The sequence below is a fragment of the Caproicibacterium sp. BJN0003 genome, from assembly GCF_026314295.1.
Classification (GTDB): Bacteria; Bacillota; Clostridia; order Oscillospirales; family Acutalibacteraceae; genus Caproicibacterium.
The window spans coordinates 1354202-1374076 of record NZ_CP111108.1 but is presented as its reverse complement, the minus strand read 5'-3'; the positions used below and the strand labels follow the sequence as shown (position 1 = coordinate 1374076).

The following is a 19875-nucleotide window of genomic DNA, read 5'->3' as shown; positions in this document are numbered from 1 at the left end:
TCGGCAGAATCTTATAGGTGCATGACGCGATCGCGAATTTCTTCCGTACGGCCCTGATTCCAGAACTGTGTGCCAATATATCCGCAGGTACGACGCGCAACATTCATTTTGTCCTGATCCTCATTGCCGCATTTTGGGCATCTCCAGACAAGCTTTCCATCTTCTTCGACAATCTTAATTTCGCCATCCCAACCGCATACTTGGCAATAATCCGATTTCGTATTAAGTTCAGCGTACATAATGTTGTCATAAATAAATTTCATGACCTGAAGAACAGCTTCAAGATTGTCCTGCATGTTAGGCACTTCTACATAGCTGATTGCTCCGCCGGTAGAAAGATGCTGGAACTGCGCTTCAAATTTTAGCTTATCGAATGCGTTAATCTCTTCGGTAACATTTACATGATAGCTGTTCGTAATATATCCCTTGTCTGTAACTCCCGGAATAATTCCAAAACGTTTCTGTAAACATTTTGCAAATTTATAAGTGGTGGATTCCAACGGTGTTCCATAAATTCCGAATCCGATATTGGTTTCTTTCTTCCAGCGCTCACAAGCTGCATTCATATACTCCATTACCTGTAATGCAAATGGCGTAACAGAAGAATCTGTATGGCTCTTTCCAGTCATATATTTGACGCATTCGTAGAGACCAGCATATCCCAAAGAGATGGTGGAATAGCCGCCGACTAAAAGTTTGTCGATTGGTTCGCCTTTTTTCAGCCGCGCACAAGCACCATACTGCCAGAGGATCGGAGCAACGTCAGAGAGAGTCCCCATTAAACGATTATGACGACACATCAGTGCACGGTAGCACAAATCAAGGCGCTCGTCAAAAATCTTCCAGAATTTTTTAATATCGCCGCCCGAAGAAAGTGCAATATCAGGCAGATTCAATGTGACAACGCCTTGGTTAAAGCGTCCATAGAACTGATAATTTCCGTTTTCATCTTTCCAAGGAGAGAGGCAGGAACGGCAGCCCATCACAGGGAAGCAGTTGCCCTCTTTATATTCTTTCATTTTCTTTTCAGAAATGTAGTCCGGCACCATACGCTTAGCAGTGCATTTTGCAGCCAGTTTTGTTAAATAATAATAGGGAGCGTCTTCTTTAATATTATCTTCTTCAAGCACATAAATCAGTTTTGGGAAAGCTGGAGTAACCCAGACACCTTTTTCGTTTTTTACGCCCTGATAACGCTGCTTTAAAGTTTCTTCAATGATCAGAGCCAGATCTTTCTTTTCCTGATCGTTTTTTGCTTCATTCAAATACATAAAGACAGTCACAAAAGGAGCCTGGCCGTTTGTTGTGAGCAAAGTTGTTACCTGATATTGAATTGTTTGAACTCCACGGCAGACTTCGTCATGAAGGCGATCTTCTACCAGCTTATGGAATTCTTCCTCAGAAGGATGCGCGTGAATTTCGTCCATTTCATGCTGAACGATTTTTCTGATCTTCTGGCGGCTTACATCTACAAATGGAGCCAGATGTGCAAGAGAAATGGACTGTCCGCCGTATTGATTGGAAGCGACCTGCGCAATGATCTGTGTTGCGATATTGCAGGCTGTTGAGAAGCTGTGGGGACGTTCAATTAAAGTGCCTGTAATGACAGTGCCGTTTTGAAGCATGTCTTCCAAATTGACAAGATCGCAGTTGTGCATATGCTGTGCATAGTAATCAGTATCGTGAAAATGGATAATTCCTTCACGATGAGCTTCTACAATATCTTTCGGAAGCAGAATGCGTTCCGTAAGGTCTCTGGAAACTTCACCGGCCATATAGTCGCGCTGCGTAGAGTTTACAACAGGATTTTTATTGGAATTTTCCTGCTTTGCTTCTTCATTGCAGCATTCAATCAAAGTTAAAATCTTTTCATCGGTCGTATTGCTTTGACGGACTAAAGATTGTGTATAGCGATAGGTAATATAGCGTTTGGCAACTTCAAAAGCGCCATGTGCCATAATCTGATCTTCCACAAGATCTTGTATTTCTTCTACAGAAGGAGCGTGATTCATTTTTTGGCAGGAGAAATCCACCGATTCTGCAATCCTCTGTATTTGGGTGGGTGTCATGCGCTCAGCTTCTTCGACCACTGCGTTCGCTTTGGTGACAGCCGTAATGATCTTTGTAATATCAAATTCTACTTCGGCGCCATTTCGCTTGATGACCTTCATAATAAATTCTCTCCTTCGTTTTTCTTGCGATTATCTTTTCTTAAAAAACAATATGTCATATATGTTGTGTGTTTAAATAGTATAACACATACATATAGAATTTCAAGAAGATTTTTCAAATTAATTCTTTAAATAAAAGCACGAAAAAAGTCAAGTGGCTTTTTCTACAAAAAAGTTTTTATAATTTGTTTGTTTTCCCGAATTGTAGCGTTAACTCTTTCTAATATTAGAATGTGGTTTTTAATGTGATTTTGTTGAAACTTGTTTTTCTTTAAAGAAAAATGAATTTTTTTGGTTGGCAAATTGATTTTTTCTCTTTTATTTTCCCCAAAATCAAAATTTTTTGCAATAAACTATTGCCATTATTTCCAATATATGGTAATATAAGCACATAAAATATCAATTAGGGGGACCAAATATGGAAAACTATATCAAACTCATTGTTTCGGACGATACGGCGGATTTTCAGGAAGAATATGCAGAAGGCCTTTCGCAAGCGGGGCTGCAGGTTACATATGTGCCGAAGGACGGAACGAAACTTTTAGAGAGCATCGAAGCGCAAAAGCCGCAGGCAGTTTTAAGCTGGCTCTTTATGCCGGGTCTGGATGCTGTAGGGGTTATGCATGCTCTAAAAGAGAAAAATCTGGATCACATGCCGCTTTTCATTATTTTGAGTAATTTTACCAGTCCCACTTTGGAGCGAGAAGTCTTGTCGTCGGGTGCCGCTTATCTTGCGGTACAGCCGTTTAATCCTGAAGAATTGGCATTTCGAATTCATCAGCTTTTAAAATTGGAAGAGCCTGCGCCAATCAATGAAAGTCTTGAGATTCAAGTTACCGAAATTCTTCATCAAATCGGAGTCCCTGCGCATATTAAAGGATATCATTATCTCCGTGATTCTATTTTAATGGCGATTGAAGATCCGGATATTATCAACGCTGTGACGAAACAGCTTTATCCTGGAGTTGCCCGTAGATATAATACGACACCTTCCCGTGTAGAACGTGCAATTCGTCATGCGATTGAGGTTGCATGGGATCGTGGAGATGTTGATATTTTGAATTCGTATTTTGGATATACCATTCATAATACACGCGGCAAACCAACAAACAGTGAGTTTATTGCAATGATCTCGGACCGGCTTCGTCTTCATATGAAAACGGCTGGCTAAAGAAAGTAAGCAGTTTTCAAACTTAGACATTTTTAGTGTACAGCCTATAAATGAAACTCCTTTTCTTTATTGAGGATAGATTTTAGTCCTTAATAAGGAAAAGGAGTTTTTTATGGTTTTATCAGTATAAATTAGAATCCTGTTTTAGAAAATGAAGAAAATAAGACAATGCTAAAATATCAGCGCTGCCACCGGGACTAATATTTTCGGCAATAAATTCTTGATCCAGTTTTTGTGCAAAGTGAAGATAATCTCGGTGCTCTAAGTCATTTGCCAGTTCTTCTTTGAGGGTGTGCTGAATTTCTGTCATCCTTTTATAAGAGGAGCGACTGATTACATTTGTATCTTCTGAATTGGCAAGAATCGTAAAAAGCGTAAGAACACCAGTATCGTTCAAATTATAATTTTTCTGTAGAAGTTGTTCCATTTTTGGAAATGCCACATCAAAAAGGACGGGAAAACCACTGATTGCTTCTCCACGAACTCCATGAATTCCATAATGCACAAATAGTTTTTCTCCGTTTGTCATTGCACTTTTTTCGGTCAAATTCAAAAAATCATCGGCCATGGGGGATGCAATTTTTTTACATAGATCTTGTAGGACACTACGATTTATCGAGATTGAATTTCCATAACAAATTCCGAATGCTGTTTCTAAAATACCAAGAGAAAAAATGATTCCTTTGTGAGTATTAATGCCTTTTGTAGCACGCAGCATGGCGATTTCCGCTTGAATCCCTATGGAACGAAGTTCGGGTAAAAGTGTTCCAGGGTCGCATTTGCAATGACTGATTCCAAAATTTACGAATGCTTTAAAATAGGGCAGTAGGGCAAGCGAACTCGTTTCAAAAGTGACGATGTCCATATCTTTATGAGCACCGGTGTTGTTTTTGTCCACTAATCCTGGCTTTGGAGTAGCCAGAACTTCATAGAGAAGGGCACGTGCTGCTGTAGAAGCAATATGCGAAGCGTATTTTTCCGAAAAGTAATCTTGCATAATTGAAATGGTATGTTGCAAAATTTCATTTAAAGAATGAGTGCGGGAACGGCTGCAAATGAAAGTGGGACCTCCACAGACGAGACAGCGGCGCTGGGGAAGAGAAAGAGCAGTACGAGAAATTTTTTGACCGTTTTTATCCAATACATCAATATCAAACAGCCGCCCCAAAGAAGAATTTTCCTCCAGTTCGGTCAACGCCTTTTTTACTTTAAATGCGTCCGATTGAACACAAAAATAACCTTCATAACCCGTCGCAAAGCGGCTTTCTTCCAAGTGACAGATAGGGATTCCCATCGCTTTGCATTGGTACTTAATTAGCTCAAGACCCTCTTCGTAAGTTTTTACAGCAAGCGGAAAGACTTTTATGGGGCCGGCAATATTAAGCGTAAAGGAAATCAGTGTCATCTGATATTGCTGCAGCAGCTGATTTTGCTTTTGAACGCGATTTTCACGCGCAGAAAGCATTTGCGGCAATTCTATGTGCTCACCAATTAAAATTTTTTGAACATCCATGTTTTCACCTGACTACTTTAGTAATGAATAACGTTTTTAGAGGCGCGGATTTTTTCGAGAACCGGTTCCGCTTCAGCTGAAGTAAAATAGTGCCAAGTCGACTCCGGTACGAGAGATTTAAAAAGTTCCATATTTCCGTTTTGCAAGGCACTTCTGGCGGACGAAGCGCTCACCGGAGTTCCGGCAGATTCCAAGCGTGGGATGATAGTACAATGAAGACCGTGCTCTTCTAGCTGTTCATTCATAATTTGATTGTAGAGATTTGTTACGTGACTAAAAGGCTCCTCTCCTACAAAACGAACCGAAATATTTAATGCTTGTGCAATACGAATAAATATGGTTACGTCCAGTTTTGCATGCGCTAAAATCACGGTGTCAGAATCTTTTAAAAAATAAGATGGAAAGGTAGCATTTGAAATTAGATAATTCCCAGTTGTGTGATAAACAAGATTTTGAATTTGTGCAGAACCTTCTCGAATCAATTTTTCACGAACCGAAAATGGAACGAGTGAAATATCTTCCGACACGATAAATACATGTAATAATTCGCATTGTTTTGCTGCGGTTTTTAATAGATACTGATGTCCAAGTGTAAAAGGATTTGCATTCATGATGACTGCACCTTGCAATTTTGCAGAAGCAGAGAGCGAATTTTTTGCTGTTTCTTCTTTTAATTGCTGCAGATAAGATTCAAAACCGGTCTTTCGATTTTCCATAAAAACGACCTTGTTATCTACTCGTGCAATCTCATAAAATCCCATAGAGGAAAATCTATGTGCCATCTCGCACTTGGTATAGAGAAAAAGATCTATTCTACCCATCTCGTATTCATGCTCTATTAAATTGCTGACAACAATATTCATAAGGCCTTCTCCTTGATGGGAACTATCCACTGCAAGACAGCGCAGTGTATTCCCAAAACAAGAGCCTGTGGCAACCAAGTTTTGTTCTTCATCAAAAAGTCCCATGGTGTAATCTAAATTTTTGTCGTGCTGAATTCCTTCTTGATTGAGAAGAGTATCAAGCTTTTTAATCGCTCGTTTGTCATAGGGATAAATAGTGCTTGCTGAATATTCTGCCATAAAATTTTTCCCCTTTCACTTTTTTTCGGAGTTTTTGGTTCATTATAGCATTCAAAAATTTTCTTGTAAAGGAATCAAAATTTTAAGCTTTTTACATTTTGCAGAGAGCAATTTGTAAAATGCAGTTTTATAAAGAGTTTACTTATCGTCTGCACCTTTTTCAACTCGTTTTGCTTGTAGCAAAATCTCAATTAGATCGCGCATGTATTTTGGCAGATATAGATCTTTGCGGTGACAAATAAAGAATTCTCGCTTTGTTTGAATGTCGAGGATGGGATAGATACGAGCTTGATTTAGTAAATCCGGGGTTGTATTCAGGTAATTGCGCGGACAGAGCATAACGGCGTGGCAGGCAATAGCGGCGCGCTTTGCAATTTCAATACTGCTGGTCTCAATCAGAATGCGCGGATGAATATTATAGTTCATTATGAGCTGATCTTGGATGGTCCGGCTGCTGTGTCCCTTCTTTAAAGCAATAAAAGATTCATATTGGGCTTGAGCAAGCGTGATTGGAGTTTCAGCAGGAATGCTTTTTGCGAAATCGGTGTCTTTATCCGCGAAAAGGATCATCTCTTCGTTTTCTACTAAGCGATAGTCTAATTCTTCATAATGGGGGTAGGTAGTTACACAGCCAATATCAATCTCTCCATTGAGCACCATTTCTTCAATGGCGGCAGAACCATTTTCTTCTAACTTAAGGGTTACATGAGGATATTTCTTATAAAATTTCGGCAAAAGATAGGAGATTAACTCAAGTCCTCGTTGAATGGGCATTCCAAGGCGGACAACCCCGCAGACTTCATTATTAATATCATGAATTTCATTGTGCAGATTTTTTTGGATCATTAAAATCTTTTTCGCAGCAGAAATGTATTGTTGTCCGGCGTAAGTCATTTCTATGGGATTGGAATAGCGCTTAAAAATCTGTGTACCAAGATTGTTTTCAATCTGTTTAATCATTTGGCTGAGGGAGGGTTGTGAAACCCGCAGCTTATCTGCTGCATGGCTGATATTGCCCTCTTTTACAATCGCCAGCATGTATTCTAATTGCCGATCATTCATATCAATTTTCCTCCTTTTTAAGCTAATTCAACTATAACATAAATCTTATAATTTGTATAGAATAATTCGTAATTGTAAATATATTTTCTGCGTGCTATTCTAAATACGTAAAAATAAACAAATTGTTTTTTAACTCAAAAAAACAATTAGGACTATTGACAGAATGAGGAGGTACCTATGGACATTAAAAAGTCAGCCATCGCTGGAACATTGGAATCGAGTGATGCGCAGGTAACCGTGGAACCTGGAAACGGAAAAGTTGATTTTTCCCTTGACAGCACAGTCATCCATCAGTTCGGAAATCAAATTCGTGCAACTGTATTGGAAACTTTAAAACGACTGGGTGTCAACAACGTAAAAATTACCGTAGTAGATCGTGGTGCATTGGATTGTACGTTAAAGGCACGCGTAGAGTGTGCTGTTTTTCGCGCGAATGACCAGACCGATAATCTTCCATGGGGAGGGGCAATCAAATGAGAAATCCAAATCTAAAACGGTTAAGAAGAACCATGATGTTTTTAAATTGTCAGAAACCCGGTTTGATTAAAGACCCTTACATTTATAAACCGGATTCGATTATGTTGGATCTCGAAGATGCAGTAGCTGAAAATCAGAAAGACGCTGCTCGGTATTCTCTTTATCATGCGCTACAAGAAATTGATTACCGTGGAGTAGAAAGAGTTGTCCGGATTAATGGATTGGAGACCCCACATTGGCAGGAAGATGTTCGCGTTTGTGTTGCAGGCGGAGCGGATGTCATTCGTATTTCCAAAACAGAGACAGCAGAGGATGTCCATCGTGTTGAAGCGGCTGTAGAAGCTGCGGAAAAGGAATTTGAAGTTCCGGTAGGGCACACTTTGTTGATGGCTGCACTGGAATCCGCAAAGGGTGTCAGAAATGCCTATGAAATTTGTACATCCAGTGAGCGTTTGTTTGGCATTGCCCTTTCCGGAGGAGATTACAGCAAGGATCTGCAGACGGTTATTACTGGAACCGGAGTAGAATTTGCCGGTGCACGTCAAAACATGATTATTGCAGCACGTGCAGCTGGTAAGCAGTGCTTTGATACTGTCTTTACAAATCTTGACGATATGGAAGGATTTGAAAAAGAAGTCCTCATGATTAAGCAGATGGGATTTGACGGAAAGTCCATTATTAATCCGCGTCAGATAGAAACTGTGCATCGGATTTTCACACCGTCCGAAAAAGAAATTATCTTTGCAGAAAAAGTCGTACGTGAGATCGAAGAAAAACGTGCAAAAGGAATTGGCGTTTTTACAGTCGATGGAAAGATGATCGATATCGCATTCTACGATGGCTCAAAGCGGACCCTGTCTTTGGCAAAGGCCGCAGGTGTGTATGAGGGGGAACTGTAAAATGAAGAATCAAGTTGGCAGAGAAATTCCTGACGAGCTTTTGAAACAATATGGAAAGAAAGTATTTTCCGGCTCCTTTGCCCGCAGCGAAGATACCTATCAAAAAGCTGGCCCCTGTGTACATAATTATATTGACCCGACTCGCTCCAAGATGGTTTCCAGCATTCATGAAGCACTTGTAAAGTGTAAGATTCATGATGGAATGGTACTTTCCTTTCACCATCATTTTCGCGATGGAGACAAAATTGTCAACATGGTAATGGAAGAAGTTGCAAAGATGGGAGTAAAAGATATTACCATCTGTGCAAGTTCTCTCGGGGCTGCTCATGATCCGGTCGCAGATCTGATTGAAAAGGGCGTTGTCACTGGAATCCAGACTTCTGGTGTCCGCGGTAAAATCGGTGAAGCAATTTCTCACGGAAAGCTCAAAAATCCGGCCATCATCCGGTCTCATGGAGGCCGTGTGAGAGCGATCGAAGAGGGCGACGTCCATATCGATATTGCCTTTATTGGTGCTCCTACTTCGGATGAATATGGCAATGCACGCGGCGTTGGAGGAAAAAGCGATTGCGGCGTTTTGTCTTATGCGATGGTAGATGCAAAATATGCAGACCGTGTTGTGGTCATTACGGATTGTATGGTGCCGTTCCCAAATTATCCGGCTAGCATTTCTATGACAGATGTAGATTATGTTTGCAAAGTGGATTGTATTGGTGACCCGAATAAGATTGTTAGCAATGCAGTGCGTATGACAAAAGATGTGCGAGAGTTAAATATGGCTCATTATTGCACACAGTTAATTGCAGAATCTCCCTATTTTAAAGATGGATTTTCTTTTCAGACAGGTGCCGGTGGTGCTTCTTTGGCAGTCAATACAATGCTTCGTCCGATTATGGAAGAGAAAGATATCCATATGAGTTTTGCAATCGGTGGTATTACGAAACCGATCTGTGATTTACTGGAAGCTGGTTTAGTACGAAACATTGTAGATGCGCAGGATTTTGATTTAGGTTCGATTGAATCGTTTAAAAATGATGCAAATCACTACGAGATTTCTACTTCTGCTTACGCGGATCCTATGAATAAAGGTGCTTTTGTCAATCGGTTGGATTTTGTAATCTTGGGTGCATTGGAAGTTGACGTAAACTTTAATGTAAATGTGGTTACAGGTTCTAATGGAATATTGCGTGGAGCGCCCGGCGGTCATCCGGATACTGCTGCTGGTTCTAAATGTTCTATTATCGTTGCACCGCTGATTCGCGGTAGAATTCCGACTGTTTGTGATCAGGTGGTTACAGTCGTGACTCCAGGCGAAGATGTAGATATTGTGGTAACAGATTATGGCATTGCGATCAATCCAAAACGACAAGATTTAATTGCGGCTTATAAAGATTCTCATCTGCCATTCTGCACGATTGAGGAGTTAAGGGATAAGGCTTATTCAATCGTCGGAACTCCTGAACAAGTGCAGTTTAAAGATAAGGTGGTTGGAATTTTGGAAGCCCGCGATGGTTCCATTTTGGATGTTGTTCGAGAAGTAAAACCCTTTGAATTTGAGGATTAAAGGCATTTTTAGAGGAGCAAAATTCATTTTGAGTAAGAGGATTGAAAAGGCTAAATTCGGTGGTTGTGTAAAATAGAGCAAAATTTTAGACTTCCACGGGAAAGAAATATGGAGGAAAAATTATGTCAGAGTACAAAAAAAGGTTTTTAGCACCTGTAAAGCCAATGGGATTGCCATGGTGGTTGGCTTTAATGATTGTTGGTGTTGTATTTGTAGCGGAATATACCGGTGCTCTTTCTGCAGACCTTTCCGGTTGTTTCGTCCTGATGTTGAGCATTGGGATTGTTTGCGATGAAATTGGTGAAAGAATTCCGTTCTGGAATACTTATATTGGCGGCGGAATTGTCATGACTTACATCGTATCCGCATTTTTGTTTACTTATAAAGTGATTCCGGATAAATATGCAAAAGGAATTAACACTTTAATGGATGATTCCGATTTTCTTTCGTTCTTCATTATTTTCTTGATTGTCGGTTCTGTTCTTGCTTTGGATCGTAAAATGCTGATCCGCTCTTTTGCCGGCTATTTGCCTGCCATTTTTGGAGGCTTAATTGGTGCAAGTTTACTGGGTGTTCTCGGAGGCTTGATTTTCGGAGTAAACCCGATTAATGTACTAATTAAGTATATGCTCCCAATTATGGGCGGCGGTAACGGAGCAGGTGCGGTTCCGCTAAGCCAAATTTATCAAACGGTTACTGGAGATCCCGCGGCAAATTATTATACATTTGCGATTACCATTCTAACAATTGCAAATGTTTTTGCCATTATTTCCGGTGCTCTTCTTAAAAAACTCGGTACGAAAAAAACGACTTGGACCGGGGGATCAGGGGATAAAGCTGAGTTGATGCGTGACGGTGGAGTCATTGTAACAGAAGATAAGGATGTTAAGCCTTCTATGAAAGACCTTGGCGGCGCATTCCTTTTGGGACTCGCGTTTTATGCACTTGGTCGTTTGTTTGCAAAGGTGATTTTGCCTACTATTGGCGGTGCTCCGATTCATCAATTTGCTTACATGATTATCTTTGTAGCAATTGTTGCAGCAACCGGAATTGTCCCGGATAATATCCGTGCTGCCTGCAAGACTCTGCAGAACTTCTTTGTAAAGAATTTGATTTTAATTATTATGGTCGGTGTTGCAGTTGATACCAATATCAATGAGTTGATTGCAGCAATTACTCCAGCCAATATGGTGATTGCATTGCTGATTGTCATCGGTGCAATTGTTGGTTCTGCACTAGTCGGCTATTGGGTAGGATTCTATCCGATCGATTCTGCAATTACGGCTGGACTTTGCATGGCGAACCGTGGTGGCAGTGGCGACTTAGCAGTTTTGGGTGCTGCAGATCGTATGGGATTGATTGCATATGCGCAGTTGTCCTCTCGTCTCGGCGGCGGTATTGTGCTGATTATTGGTAGTGTAATGTTTGGTGCATTCCTTAAATAAACATATTTTCAATAGACAACAACTCAATATAGTTTTCGCTCCTCTATAAATAGTTTTGGCGCTTGGTATTGCGCCAAAAAAGTGGCCTAACAGATGATTTTCATCCTTCTCTGTTAGGCTGCTTTTTTATTTAAAGTAATAATAAATTAGATTCGATTAGGAAATGAAGTAAAATCAAGATAGCAATATAAAGGTATTCAAGGATTTATTTTGATTCCTGTATTACACAGATAATGTCTTTATTGAGACGATTTTGGATAGATGATACTGCCTTTGTACGAAAACAGCTGATTAGAAAAGTGAGTAAAGAAGAAGCCCTAAAACGCAATTCTTTGATTTTTAAAATTGAAATACAATCCCAACGACAGCACCAACAGCGATATATAGGATCGGATGCTTTTTCCATTTAAATACAGCAAAAAGCAAAACAAAAAACAAAATAATATTTCGCCAGTCGAGCGTTCCTAAAGAAAATGATGAAAAATCTGTACCAGCGAGAAAAAATGCGTTTTCGAGGACGGATGTTGCAGAGAATGCAATCATTCCGACTACTGCAGGACGCAGCCCACTAAAAACGTTTTGTATCAATTGGTTTTTTTGAAATTTTTCTAGTGTGCGTGCAATTAAAATAATAATAATCAGTCCAGGAAGTACCAAAGAAAGGGTAGCGAGAATTCCACCCAAAGGTCCAGCAGTTTTCATTCCTACATAAGTTGCCATGTTTACACCTAGTGGACCAGGCGTAGATTCGGAGACCGCAATCATTTGAGTTAATTCTGCTTTTGTAAACCATGGATAACGCTCAGCCATGGCATAAAGGAAGGGGAGAGTGGCAAGTCCTCCTCCAACCGAAAAAAGGCCTGTTTTAAAAAATTCGATACAGAGCTGAAGATAAATCATTTGGATTCCTCCTTATCAAAAGGAGTCAAAAGCTTTTTAAAGACCTTTTTCCCAATTTCAGAATAAGCAAATGCTCCAATTCCCCCAGCTCCTAGAACAATCCATACAGGGTTGACTTTTAAGAAAAAGATAAAATAAAAGGAAAGAATCATCAAGATAATACCGAGCAAATTTTTAACGCCGCTTTTTCCCATTCCCCAAACGGACTGAACAATTAAGGCGGCAACTGCGGCGCTGATTCCGCGAAAAGCACTCTGAACGGTCGGATAATCACTGACTTGCTGTAGAATTGCTGCTAATATGATTATGATGATCAGACTGGGAAGAATCACTCCAAGCGTAGCGACGATTGCACCAGGAATTTTTTTACGTTTATATCCGATAAAGGAGGCGGTATTAACAGCAATTGTGCCGGGAGTACATTGACCAACGGCAAAATAGTCCATCAGTTCTTCCATAGTACTCCACTTATGATTTATGATCAGTTCTCGTTCCAACATGGGGAGCATTGCATAACCTCCACCAAATGTAAATGCACCAATGCGAAAAAAGGCTGCCAAAAGTTCGAAATAATCTTTCATTTAATTGCCTCCTTGAATTAGATTCATTAAAATTTCCATCAAAATAGAGAAAAGCCGGAACAACCAAAAATGTTGTTTCGACTTTTAAAATCAGTTTCTAGAGGAAGAAAGCTCAAAATCCGGAAAACATTCTTTGCAAATTTTTTTAACCATGGATTCTAATTGTTCAATTTCCTGTTTGGAAAACTTTTCATGAATGTTTTTCATCATCTTTGCAATGTCTATATTTTTTAAACCATAGTAGTTTGAAAATTTTGGCGTTACCGTTAAATAGATTTCCCTATGGTCTTCAGAAGATATTTCTTTTTCAACATAACCCTTATCAATCAGACGATTGATTTTGTAGGTTGCGTTCGGCAGGGAAATATTTAAAAATTGTGCGAATTTACTAACCGTAGGTGTGCCAAGCAGATAAATGATCTCGACACAAAAAGATTCTGTTGCACTGAGGCTTCCTTCTCTGGTGCCAATACGGCTGACCATTCTCCGATAATAAGTAGCGCGCAACCGCAGATAAAGCCGTTCAAATTCCTGATCCAGCATAATTAAAAGAGCCTCCAAAACAAAAAATCCAAAAAAATTTTCGTTTTTAGAATAGCTGAGAATCCGCGAAAAGTCAAGAATCATTTGTTCATGGAAAAATAGTGAAAACTTCACGATTCTTTCATAAACCTTTTAAAAGTTATCCATATTCTCTTTGTATACTAAAAATATTCAAAGCGGCCCGCACACCCGCTTTGAGATTGCAGTAACATTTTATTCCAAATCATTTCTCCTCCCTTTTTGAAAGACGCGCTTTTGCACGTCTTTTTTTATTTGCAATTTTATTCACAACAAGAAAATCACTTTCTGATTTAAACTTAAAAATGAATATATTAATGCAATCAAATTCAAATTCTTTATTATTCATAAAAAATTAGGGCAAAAATATTTAATATTTGGAGAAAATTGTTTTAAAAATTGCATTTTGACAGGTTGACGAATTTATCGAAAACTGATATACTATAGCAGAACTCAAAAATTCCTCTTTAATTATTTATTGAATTTTTGATAACTCAGTTTTGTGGCAAAGACGCCGCACTTCTTTTGTTAGAAAGGGAGTGCGGCGTCTTTTATTTAGATTAAGATCTCGGAAAAGGGGTAGAAAAGAATGATTGAGATGAAGCATATCAGCAAAAGTTATGGCAAAAACGAAGTGCTGCATGATATCAATCTGACAATTCAGGAAGGAGAGAAAGTGGTAATTCTTGGTCCTTCCGGAGCTGGCAAAAGCACATTGATTCGCATGATGAATTATTTGGAAGAACCTTCTTCCGGAGAAGTTCTGATCAATGAAGTTCCTTTAACAAAAAAGAATCATTTGCAGATGGTTCGGGATACTTCTGCTATGGTATTTCAGCAGTTCAATTTGTATCCGCATATGACAGTTTTGCAGAATGTAACATTGGCACCAATTAAATTACAGATGATTCCAAAAGATGCTGCGGAAAAAGAAGGTATGCGGTACCTGAAACGTGTCGGGATGGAATCCAAGGCAAATGAATATCCACAGAACCTTTCCGGCGGGCAGCAACAGCGTGTTGCGATTGCGCGGGCGTTGGCTATGAATAAACCGATGATTTTATTTGATGAACCCACCAGTGCACTGGATCCTGAAATGGTGCAGGAAGTGCTGGATGTTATGGTTAGCCTTTCTAAAGAAAATATTACAATGGTCTGTGTTACGCATGAAATGGGATTTGCCCGTCAGGTGGCAGACCGGGTAATGTTTGTAGCGGATGGAACGATCCTTGAAGAAGGTAATCCGGATGAATTTTTTGATCATCCGAAAAATCCGAGAGCACAGGCGTTCCTGAGTAAAATTTTGCACTGAGATTGATTCGATTTCGGATCAATTTTCAGATATTAATTTGCTTTGTGCCAAAGAACACAATTTTTGTAAGGAGGAAAAACATGATGAAATTTATGAAAAAGGCTGCAGCAGCGGTAATGGCGGCAGCAATGATGGCAGCTTTAGCAGGGTGCGGAGGTACAAGTGCTTCTTCTACAACAGCATCTTCTAAGGCAGCGGATTCTTCTACAAGTGCGGCAGGTGCTGCTGTTGAAAAAATCAAAGCATCTGGTACGTTGAAGGTCGGTGTAAAAGCAGATATTCCGAAATACAGTCTTTTAAATACAACAACAAATGAATATGAAGGCTTTGAAGATGACCTGGCAAAAGTGATTGCCGGTAAAATCTTTGACGGAGATACCTCAAAGGTTGAGTTTACAACCGTCAATGCAAAAACCCGTGGTCCGCTTTTGGATAAAGGTGATATCGATATGGTAATTGCAACTTTTACCATTACGGATGACCGTAAACAGCAGTACGATTTTTCGGATCCTTATATGACAGATGCTGTTGGATTTTTGGTGAAAAAAGACAGCGGGATCAAGAGCCTTAAAGATATGAATGGAAAGACAATCGGCGTTGCACAGTCTGCAACCAGCCGCAGTGCTTTGGAAGATCAGGCAAAGCAAGAGGGAATCACACTGAAATTCTCAGAGTTTGCAACTTATCCTGAAATTAAGGCTGCATTGGATTCCGGCAGAATTGATGTCTTCTCGGTTGATAAATCGATCCTCAATGGTTATGTAGATGATAAGACGGAAATCCTTGACGATACCTATGCACCGCAGGATTACGGCGTTGCAACCAAAAAAGGAAACGACGATCTTGCAAAGCTCGTAAATGATACCATTACCGACCTGAAATCCAGTGGAGAATTGCAGAAAATGCTGGATAAATGGGAGATTAAATAAATTGGTTAATTCTTAGTTTTCGAAATTGATCTAAGCAGAAGGAGTTGATCGCATGCCATTTGGAGCAGAGCAATGGCGGCGGGTATTTGAAGACTTCGGAGAAGTTTTCGGAACCGGTTTTCTGCATACGCTGGAATTTTCTTTGCTGGGACTTGTCCTTGCGCTTTGTATTGGCATTATATTAGGAGTTTTTTCCGTATCTCAGTTAAAAATATTGAGAATAATTGCCCGAGTCTATGTGGAATTTTTCCAGAATACACCGCTGTTTTTACAGTTGATTTTTATGTATAACGTACTGCCGAGTGTTGGAATTGTACTGGACGTTTTTCCAATCTGTGTCTTAGGTGTTGGAATGTATCACGGTGCTTATATCAGTGAGGTAGTCCGCACGGGAATTGAGTCTGTTCCCAAAGGACAGATCGAGGCTGCGTATTCCCAGGGATTCAGTTTTGGCAAAGCAATGCGTATTATTGTTTTGCCGCAGGCGTTTCGGGTAATGATGCCAATGCTTGCAAACCAGGCTGTGAATTTGGTAAAGAACACCTCTGTTACAGCAATGATCGCAGGCGGAGAGCTTATGTATCTGACGGATTCATGGGTCGGACTTTATCTTTGCTACGGGCCTGGGTATCTTATGGCCGGTGCTTTGTACTTCGTTATTAATTTTCCGCTGGTCACTCTGGCAAAGCATTTGGAAAAACGAGCAAAACTCGGCCCGGCTGTTTCGCATAAAAAAGCACCAAAAGAGATGCCGGAAGCAGCAGTCGTGGAGGTGTCATAATGGAAATCTTATCTCAGGTATTCAGCAAAAATAATATGATCTTTATGTTTCAAGGGATCGGAATGATGCTTTCGGTGGCAGTCGTTGCAATTTTGCTCAGCCTTCTGTTTGGAACCATTCTGGGTGCTGTTAAATCGTATGGACCAAAACCTTTGCGTGTTATCGTATCCGTTTATATTGAGATTTTCAGGACAACGCCGAATTTGCTCTGGATTTTGATTATCTATTTTCTGGTGCCGTTTGGGAAAGGAATTCCATCGATGGTTAAGGACTTTATGTCGGGCTCTCTGGCATTTACTCTTTTTACCTCCGCAGTGGTTGCAGAAATTGTTCGCGGCGGATTGAACAGCATTCCGAAAGGCCAATTTGAAGCGGCAGCTTCTCAGGGCTTTTCCCTTTTCCAGACCTTAAAGATGATTGTCCTTCCACAGGCTTTGCGTGTCAGTATTCCGGCGCTTCTCAGCCAAGTGATTACGGTCGTAAAAGATACTTCTCTGCTGGCGGCTGTCAATATCGCTGAATTCACTGTAAATGGAAGAATTGTCATTGCGCAATTCTCAGGCAATGCTGCAGCTATGTTTTTGGTATACGGGTTTATGGCGCTCATTTATTTTGCGATTTGTTTCACCTTATCGATCTGTGTACGCCGTTTGCAGCACCCCAAGGTTGTTTCTGAGTCAAAAAATTCAGGGAAAATGCTCCCTTCTGCCCAGTAAAAAGAATTCGTTATTTTATTATGAAAGCAAATAAAATGGTCAAAATTAAAGGGACTTTATAATTTCTTTACGGAAGATTCATCTTTTCTTCATAGTCCTTTTAAATATCGTACACAACCTTTCTCTATACTATAGACAATCCAAATCGGAAACAGCACATCCGAGTTGGACGATCTCAAAAGAGATCCAATTTTGCTTTCATATTTCTCCTCTCTCTTTAATCCCAAAACAAAAAGGCTGACAGTAATTTTGCTGTCAGCCTTTTTGTTTTTTCTAGACGAAGTAAACTAGTTGATGGTATACTAATGCTAACATGATCGGTATATTTTTATGGATTTGGGAAAGGAAATAAAATGAAACGAATTTTATGCTTTGGGGATTCCAACACTTGGGGATTTGATCCGCGTTTTGGCACTCGTCAGCCGGAATCTGTGCGATGGACCGGCCGTTTGCAGCATGCCATGCCGCAGGTTCAGGTGATTCCTGAAGGCGAAAACGGACGAACAACTTTATGGGACGATTTGATGGGTGGCTGCAGAAACGGAAAAGAAGCGTTGCTTCCTTGTCTGCAAAAACATTGTCCGATCGATTGGGTTTTACTAATGTTGGGAATCAATGACTGTAAAACAAGATTAGGTCTTTCTGCAAAAGAAATTGCAGAGGGGGTTAAAGTGCTTGCAGAAATCGTTGAACATTCTGAATGTGGGCCAAACGAAAACGCTCCTAAAGTTTTGATCCTCTGTCCGCCTGCTATGCAGTATCGGGAAGACTCCGGAATTCCTTGGGACTTTAACGAGCATACAAATGAAGTTTCCCGAGAATTGGAACCAGAGTTAGAGAAAGTTGCTGTTCAGTTAAAATGCGAATTTCTTGATTTGAATTTGTTTGTACAGCCCGGGGCGGTAGATGGTATTCATTTGGATGCGGAAGGTCATGCAAAAGCGGCAGAGGCAATCGAAAAAAAATTATTGGAACTGCTCTGATTTTATTTGAGGAAAATCCTTGTTTAAGAAAAGTTTCTATGATACAATGCATCTAACAATTGGAAGAACTTTTCCAATTCAAAAAGGGGGCTCAGCAGTGCTGATTTTATCTTACTATTTGCCATATTTATGGCTGGCGATTGCAGTAGTAGCGGCAATCATTGAGGGGTGCACGACACAGCTTGTCAGTATTTGGTTTGCCATTGGAGGAGTTGCGGCAGCTATATCCGCTTTTTGTGGAGTCCCTTCATGGCTGCAGATTCTCATTTTTATCGGCGTAACTGTGCTGACTCTGCTTTTAACGAGACCTTTTGTCCATAAAGCCATGAATTTTAAAAAGACGGATACCAATGCGGATCGGTATATTGGGATGAAAGGGATTGTGACGCAGCAGATAGACAATACTGCAGGAACTGGTCTTGTGAAGGTGCAGGGAAGCGTTTGGACCGCCCGGTCTTATGATGGAGAAGTTATTCCGGAGGGTGCGGATGTTTTGGTGAAAACGATTGAAGGAGTTAAACTGTTGGTAAAAGAAATAACAAAACCTGAGTAAAGAGGGAAAGGAAGTGTCTGTTTTATGAGAATCCCGGTTTTGGAAATATTTTTGGTTTTATTGCTGATCTTTTTAATTGCAATTGTGATCTCGAATATCAAGGTCGTTTCGCAGGGATATGCTTATGTGTTGGAGCGCCTAGGTGCTTATCATAACACTTGGGAAAAGGGACTTCATTTTAAGATTCCGTTTGTGGATAAGGTGCGGAAAAGAATCTCCTTAAAGGAACAAGTTGTAGATTTTCCACCGCAGCCGGTTATTACAAAAGATAATGTGACAATGCAGATTGATACGGTCATCTATTTTCAGATTACTGACCCAAAGCTTTATTGTTATGGGGTAGAAAACCCGATTTCTGCAATTGAAAATCTTTCGGCAACGACCCTTCGAAATATTATTGGAGATTTGGAATTGGATCATACTCTCACCAGCCGCGATGTGATCAATACAAAGATTCGTACGATCTTGGATGAGGCAACAGATGCGTGGGGAATTAAGGTGAACCGCGTAGAACTGAAAAACATTCTTCCGCCGAAAGAAATTCAGGACAGCATGGAGAAACAGATGAAGGCGGAACGTGAACGCCGTGCACGGATTTTGGAGGCAGAGGGGCAGAAGACCAGTAAAATTTTAATTGCCGAAGGCGAAAAGGAAAGCGCAATTCTTCAGGCAGATGCACAAAAGGAAACCAAGATTCGTGAAGCGCAGGGCGAAGCGGAAGCAATTACACTTGTGCAGACTGCACTAGCGGAGAGTATTAAACGCTTAAACGAAGCGAATCCGAGTAAATCTGTGATTGCAGTTAAGAGCTTAGAAGCATTTCAGAAGGCAGCTGATGGAAAAGCAACCAAAATTATTATTCCAAGCGAGATACAGTCCCTGGCGGGTTTAGCTGCTTCTTTTAAAGAATTGGTTACGGATTCTCCGGAAGAGAAGCCTCAAAGGTCAAAAACAGAGAAATAAAAATGGGCGGGTGCGATTTTTCGTGCCCGTTTTTTGGTGGAATTTTTGAAAAAAAGAAAAGGAAAGAACAATTTTTTAGGAGTTCTTTCGGAATCGCAAAAATTGTGTCGCAATACCTTGCAATTAGACAGGATATCCTCTAAAATAATACTATCTGATAAAAAAGCGGAGGAGGAAAGACGTTATATTTTGCGGCTTTCTTTCCCCGCTTT

Annotated in this window: 19 protein-coding genes; 12 read left to right on the top strand and 7 right to left on the bottom strand. The window is 40.3% G+C overall.

Annotated features, from left to right (window positions below; genetic code table 11):
* Positions 1–11: 11 nt before the first annotated feature.
* Positions 12–2171 carry an anaerobic ribonucleoside-triphosphate reductase gene (gene nrdD / locus OP489_RS06870; RefSeq protein ID WP_266161169.1) on the bottom strand — a complete coding sequence of 720 codons (2160 nt, stop codon included), beginning with the start codon at positions 2169–2171 and terminating at the stop codon, positions 12–14.
* Positions 2172–2589: 418 nt separating this feature from the next.
* On the opposite strand from nrdD, the gene spo0A reads away from it, so the two are divergent.
* Positions 2590–3342, top strand: coding sequence for a sporulation transcription factor Spo0A (spo0A, locus tag OP489_RS06865; protein WP_266161168.1), 753 nt, complete (start codon positions 2590–2592; stop codon positions 3340–3342).
* Positions 3343–3463: 121 nt separating this feature from the next.
* Here spo0A and citG read toward each other — a convergent pair whose 3' ends face one another.
* From citG to OP489_RS06850, 3 genes are all read right to left on the bottom strand, one after another.
* The gene (gene citG / locus OP489_RS06860) at positions 3464–4855 is read right to left on the bottom strand and encodes a triphosphoribosyl-dephospho-CoA synthase CitG (protein ID WP_266161166.1); all 1392 of its coding nucleotides are present in this window, start codon (positions 4853–4855) and stop codon (positions 3464–3466) included.
* Between the two features lie 17 nt (positions 4856–4872).
* Entirely contained in the window at positions 4873–5937 is a 1065-nt protein-coding gene (gene citC, locus OP489_RS06855; RefSeq protein ID WP_266161165.1) for a [citrate (pro-3S)-lyase] ligase, read from the bottom strand.
* A gap of 138 nt (positions 5938–6075) precedes the next feature.
* On the bottom strand, positions 6076–6999 hold the full coding sequence (locus OP489_RS06850) for a LysR family transcriptional regulator (protein ID WP_266161164.1): 924 nt from the start codon (positions 6997–6999) through the stop codon (positions 6076–6078).
* A 177-nt stretch (positions 7000–7176) separates the two neighbouring features.
* On the opposite strand from OP489_RS06850, the gene citD reads away from it, so the two are divergent.
* The 4 genes from citD (at position 7177) to OP489_RS06830 (ending at position 11384) form a co-directional block, all read left to right on the top strand.
* The gene (gene citD / locus OP489_RS06845; protein ID WP_180340569.1) at positions 7177–7476 is read left to right on the top strand and encodes a citrate lyase acyl carrier protein; all 300 of its coding nucleotides are present in this window, start codon (positions 7177–7179) and stop codon (positions 7474–7476) included.
* Positions 7473–8375, top strand: a complete 903-nt coding sequence (locus OP489_RS06840) for an aldolase/citrate lyase family protein (RefSeq protein WP_266161161.1) — start codon at positions 7473–7475, stop codon at positions 8373–8375. Before citD ends, OP489_RS06840 begins: the two co-directional genes overlap by 4 nt.
* A gap of 1 nt (position 8376) precedes the next feature.
* Positions 8377–9939, top strand: coding sequence for a citrate lyase subunit alpha (gene citF, locus OP489_RS06835; RefSeq protein WP_266161160.1), 1563 nt, complete (start codon positions 8377–8379; stop codon positions 9937–9939).
* A gap of 122 nt (positions 9940–10061) precedes the next feature.
* Positions 10062–11384, top strand: a complete 1323-nt coding sequence (locus OP489_RS06830) for a 2-hydroxycarboxylate transporter family protein (protein ID WP_266161159.1) — start codon at positions 10062–10064, stop codon at positions 11382–11384.
* Positions 11385–11723: 339 nt separating this feature from the next.
* Here OP489_RS06830 and OP489_RS06825 read toward each other — a convergent pair whose 3' ends face one another.
* From OP489_RS06825 to OP489_RS06815, 3 genes are all read right to left on the bottom strand, one after another.
* Complete coding sequence (locus OP489_RS06825; RefSeq protein ID WP_266161158.1) at positions 11724–12284, bottom strand: chromate transporter; 561 nt, start codon at positions 12282–12284, stop codon at positions 11724–11726.
* On the bottom strand, positions 12281–12865 hold the full coding sequence (locus OP489_RS06820; RefSeq protein WP_266161157.1) for a chromate transporter: 585 nt from the start codon (positions 12863–12865) through the stop codon (positions 12281–12283). The genes OP489_RS06825 and OP489_RS06820 overlap by 4 nt, the downstream gene beginning before the upstream one ends.
* Positions 12866–12955: 90 nt before the next feature.
* Positions 12956–13408 (bottom strand): MarR family winged helix-turn-helix transcriptional regulator, encoded by a 453-nt coding sequence (locus OP489_RS06815; RefSeq protein ID WP_266161156.1) that lies wholly within the window; start codon positions 13406–13408, stop codon positions 12956–12958.
* Between the two features lie 607 nt (positions 13409–14015).
* Between OP489_RS06815 and OP489_RS06810 the strand changes: the two genes are divergently transcribed.
* The 7 genes from OP489_RS06810 (at position 14016) to OP489_RS06780 (ending at position 19663) form a co-directional block, all read left to right on the top strand.
* Complete coding sequence (locus OP489_RS06810) at positions 14016–14738, top strand: amino acid ABC transporter ATP-binding protein (protein WP_180340576.1); 723 nt, start codon at positions 14016–14018, stop codon at positions 14736–14738.
* A gap of 83 nt (positions 14739–14821) precedes the next feature.
* Positions 14822–15667 carry a transporter substrate-binding domain-containing protein gene (locus OP489_RS06805; protein WP_266163494.1) on the top strand — a complete coding sequence of 282 codons (846 nt, stop codon included), beginning with the start codon at positions 14822–14824 and terminating at the stop codon, positions 15665–15667.
* A 52-nt stretch (positions 15668–15719) separates the two neighbouring features.
* Complete coding sequence (locus tag OP489_RS06800) at positions 15720–16448, top strand: amino acid ABC transporter permease (RefSeq protein WP_266161155.1); 729 nt, start codon at positions 15720–15722, stop codon at positions 16446–16448.
* A complete protein-coding gene (locus OP489_RS06795) occupies positions 16448–17164 on the top strand; it encodes an amino acid ABC transporter permease (protein WP_266161154.1) in 717 nt (238 codons plus the stop codon). The genes OP489_RS06800 and OP489_RS06795 overlap by 1 nt, the downstream gene beginning before the upstream one ends.
* Before the next feature lie 353 nt (positions 17165–17517).
* Positions 17518–18147, top strand: a complete 630-nt coding sequence (locus OP489_RS06790) for an SGNH/GDSL hydrolase family protein (protein ID WP_266161153.1) — start codon at positions 17518–17520, stop codon at positions 18145–18147.
* Between the two features lie 97 nt (positions 18148–18244).
* Positions 18245–18700, top strand: coding sequence for an NfeD family protein (locus OP489_RS06785; protein ID WP_266161152.1), 456 nt, complete (start codon positions 18245–18247; stop codon positions 18698–18700).
* Between the two features lie 24 nt (positions 18701–18724).
* Complete coding sequence (locus OP489_RS06780; protein WP_266161151.1) at positions 18725–19663, top strand: SPFH domain-containing protein; 939 nt, start codon at positions 18725–18727, stop codon at positions 19661–19663.
* Positions 19664–19875: the final 212 nt, after the last annotated feature.

Coding starts and splice junctions, on each gene's coding strand:
- nrdD (WP_266161169.1), bottom strand. CDS start 2,171: ATGAAGGTCATCAAGCGAAATGGCGCCGAAGTAGAATTTGATATTACA.
- spo0A (WP_266161168.1), top strand. CDS start 2,590: ATGGAAAACTATATCAAACTCATTGTTTCGGACGATACGGCGGATTTT.
- citG (WP_266161166.1), bottom strand. CDS start 4,855: ATGGATGTTCAAAAAATTTTAATTGGTGAGCACATAGAATTGCCGCAA.
- citC (WP_266161165.1), bottom strand. CDS start 5,937: ATGGCAGAATATTCAGCAAGCACTATTTATCCCTATGACAAACGAGCG.
- OP489_RS06850 (WP_266161164.1), bottom strand. CDS start 6,999: ATGAATGATCGGCAATTAGAATACATGCTGGCGATTGTAAAAGAGGGC.
- citD (WP_180340569.1), top strand. CDS start 7,177: ATGGACATTAAAAAGTCAGCCATCGCTGGAACATTGGAATCGAGTGAT.
- OP489_RS06840 (WP_266161161.1), top strand. CDS start 7,473: ATGAGAAATCCAAATCTAAAACGGTTAAGAAGAACCATGATGTTTTTA.
- citF (WP_266161160.1), top strand. CDS start 8,377: ATGAAGAATCAAGTTGGCAGAGAAATTCCTGACGAGCTTTTGAAACAA.
- OP489_RS06830 (WP_266161159.1), top strand. CDS start 10,062: ATGTCAGAGTACAAAAAAAGGTTTTTAGCACCTGTAAAGCCAATGGGA.
- OP489_RS06825 (WP_266161158.1), bottom strand. CDS start 12,284: ATGATTTATCTTCAGCTCTGTATCGAATTTTTTAAAACAGGCCTTTTT.
- OP489_RS06820 (WP_266161157.1), bottom strand. CDS start 12,865: ATGAAAGATTATTTCGAACTTTTGGCAGCCTTTTTTCGCATTGGTGCA.
- OP489_RS06815 (WP_266161156.1), bottom strand. CDS start 13,408: ATGCTGGATCAGGAATTTGAACGGCTTTATCTGCGGTTGCGCGCTACT.
- OP489_RS06810 (WP_180340576.1), top strand. CDS start 14,016: ATGATTGAGATGAAGCATATCAGCAAAAGTTATGGCAAAAACGAAGTG.
- OP489_RS06805 (WP_266163494.1), top strand. CDS start 14,822: ATGAAATTTATGAAAAAGGCTGCAGCAGCGGTAATGGCGGCAGCAATG.
- OP489_RS06800 (WP_266161155.1), top strand. CDS start 15,720: ATGCCATTTGGAGCAGAGCAATGGCGGCGGGTATTTGAAGACTTCGGA.
- OP489_RS06795 (WP_266161154.1), top strand. CDS start 16,448: ATGGAAATCTTATCTCAGGTATTCAGCAAAAATAATATGATCTTTATG.
- OP489_RS06790 (WP_266161153.1), top strand. CDS start 17,518: ATGAAACGAATTTTATGCTTTGGGGATTCCAACACTTGGGGATTTGAT.
- OP489_RS06780 (WP_266161151.1), top strand. CDS start 18,725: ATGAGAATCCCGGTTTTGGAAATATTTTTGGTTTTATTGCTGATCTTT.